The sequence below is a fragment of the Synechococcales cyanobacterium T60_A2020_003 genome (genome assembly GCA_015272205.1).
Classification (GTDB): domain Bacteria; phylum Cyanobacteriota; class Cyanobacteriia; order RECH01; family RECH01; genus JACYMB01.
The window spans coordinates 1-2196 of sequence record JACYMB010000006.1; the positions used below are offsets into that span (position 1 = coordinate 1).

4 protein-coding genes are annotated in these 2196 nt (G+C 52.5%); 1 reads left to right on the plus strand and 3 read right to left on the minus strand.

The genetic code is table 11. The features are described from left to right. Nucleotides 1–514, minus strand: a 514-nt coding sequence (locus IGR76_00205; GenBank protein MBF2076970.1) for a GNAT family N-acetyltransferase, incomplete at its 3' end; no start/stop codon positions are given. 49 nt (nucleotides 515–563) lie between these two features. After that, entirely contained in the window at nucleotides 564–923 is a 360-nt protein-coding gene (locus tag IGR76_00210) for a hypothetical protein (protein ID MBF2076971.1), read from the minus strand. Between the two features lie 176 nt (nucleotides 924–1099). On the opposite strand from IGR76_00210, the gene IGR76_00215 reads away from it, so the two are divergent. Beyond that, nucleotides 1100–1411, plus strand: a complete 312-nt coding sequence (locus IGR76_00215; GenBank protein ID MBF2076972.1) for a hypothetical protein — start codon at nucleotides 1100–1102, stop codon at nucleotides 1409–1411. Nucleotides 1412–1416: 5 nt separating this feature from the next. Here IGR76_00215 and IGR76_00220 read toward each other — a convergent pair whose 3' ends face one another. Then, the gene (locus IGR76_00220) at nucleotides 1417–1728 is read right to left on the minus strand and encodes a hypothetical protein (protein ID MBF2076973.1); all 312 of its coding nucleotides are present in this window, start codon (nucleotides 1726–1728) and stop codon (nucleotides 1417–1419) included. Between the last annotated feature and the right edge of the window lie 468 nt (nucleotides 1729–2196).

The following is a 2196-nucleotide window of genomic DNA, read 5'->3' on the forward strand; positions in this document are numbered from 1 at the left end:
AACTTGCTCTTTTTTGATTCTGATACCCCGTCCGCTTGCGGCGGGGTAGTTCATTATGCTGTGTCTGGTCATACAGCGTAAACCCACGCGCCTGATAATTTGCCAAAGCATACTCTCCATCCAGGCTACAGGTATGCACCCACACCCGTTCCGCCCCCCAATCCCACGCCCGCTGAGTTCCAGTACTCAGGAGATGCTTACCAATACCCTGCCCTATAAACGCTGGCAGGAGCCCAAAGTAGGCAATTTCGACATCGTGATCGGGCTGGCGTTCCAATTCCACATATCCTGCAGGTGTCCCCGCCACATAGGCCACCCACGTTTCCACCTCTGGACGATCCAGATACGCCCACCAGCGATCGCGTGTCCAACTGAGGCGATCGCACCAGTACCAGTCGCCCCCCACGCTGGTATACAAAAATCGGCTGAATTCGGGAGATGGCGTCCTAGCATGATGGATCTGAAGATCAGGATGATTAACATAGCTGGGTCGAAAGGCCGCAGGCGATCGCATCTCCAAATACCAGGTTGTAACTTCAACGTTCACGCTCAGATCCTGCCCACTATCCCGCAATACGGTGCAAAATCCAGCCGATTACAATCCCCAATCCCCCGAAGCGAATCGCTTGCCAAAATACATCCCGAAACCCTCGCCAGCTAAACAATTCGCTTTCCAGGGAAAGTTCTAGCTCTTCCAAACGCTGCTTAATCTGCTCCAGTTCATGCTGAAGCTGGGCACGTTCTGAAATGGGCCGAGGTTGAGCCAGGGAACCTTGCAGTTCATCCAGCCGTGCTTGCAAATTTCGCTGCTCTAGCTGATCGGCCTGAACCTGGACATACCGCGCCTTCACACGTTGTAGGGATTGTTCCAGTTCCAAGAGCGATCGCTCAAAATCTTGCTTTTCAGGAGGCGTTGTAGCCATTCCAAACCCTAGGGAAATCCCTGAAGACAACAACCCAGAGATTCTATACTGAATTGCCAACGGATTTCCAGAGAAAATCGCGCTCGATATTTGTATCGATTGTATTAACGATGCGTTTAGAGCAGGGTTTGCTAGAGTTTTTACTAACAGCCTTGTCCTTTCAATCTACACACCCTATGACTCAATCTCCTGCTCAACCCATCCCCGGCGATCGCCTTCAGTCCCCCGCAAGTCGCCAACTCGCCGAGATTTCAACCCTGGATTTGGCAAAAGCCCTAGCCGAACGCTTGGCGATCGCCCCCAGTGACTGGCATCGCCTCAAGTCCAACCGCAACGCCCGCGCCTCCGAACAAGCCGCAACCGCATTGGTCTATTTGCTTTGCCATCAGCCCGAAGAGGCGATCGCCCGTCTCCAGCAGGCCACAGGTTGGCTCGATCGCTCAATCTCGGCACCGCCCTGCCCCACCCACGGCCACTCGACCCCGTAGCAGGACTAATCCTCCTCCGCAGAGGACTCTTCCCGCGTGATCACCAACCCAGACTTGATATTGAAGTCAAGCTGGGTCAGAATGCCTGGGGATGGGGTACGCAATGCCAAGGCACTCCCCGACGGTGCATGGCCCAAACTAATCGCGTGATGACACATCAGCGTCAGCGCACAGGAGCACAGCGTCAACACACAAAAGTCAATTTGTCGTCCGGAAAGCCGTTCGGTCATCACAGCGGCTTTGACCTGGGAATGAGCCGCTCGCAACGCGTATTCGGAATCTGTAGAGAACTGGTTTTGCTTTGTTGAATAGGACATAATACGCACAAGCATCAAATACTTCTACTCTTTAGGTTGCCCAACCTGACTCAAAGGGAGTGCATCGAACATTAGATCGGCGAAACGTTCCGCACTACCACAAGCACTCAGGCATGCTGAGCGTGACATAGGTTGATTAACCCCAGAAGTATACAAGAAGTTGCAAAGTTCGGCAGAGTTCCCGAAGATCCGGGTGGGCGATCGCCCCATCCGTCTCTCCAGCACCAGCAAAACTAACGTAATTTAAATCACACAAAAATCGCCAAAATGCCTTGCTAAAATCACCCAATGCTCAGCGTATTGGCAGCCTCTTAGGATGGTGGATTTAATCACTCCGGATTCTTGGGTAGAATGCGTCACGCTGCCCTAACCCATCCTACGAAACGCGGTCTTATTTGATGCTCATTCCTTAGCTCGACTTTATCCAATTGATCCAAAAAGGAAAGCAGCAAGCAGAATTCAGATGAG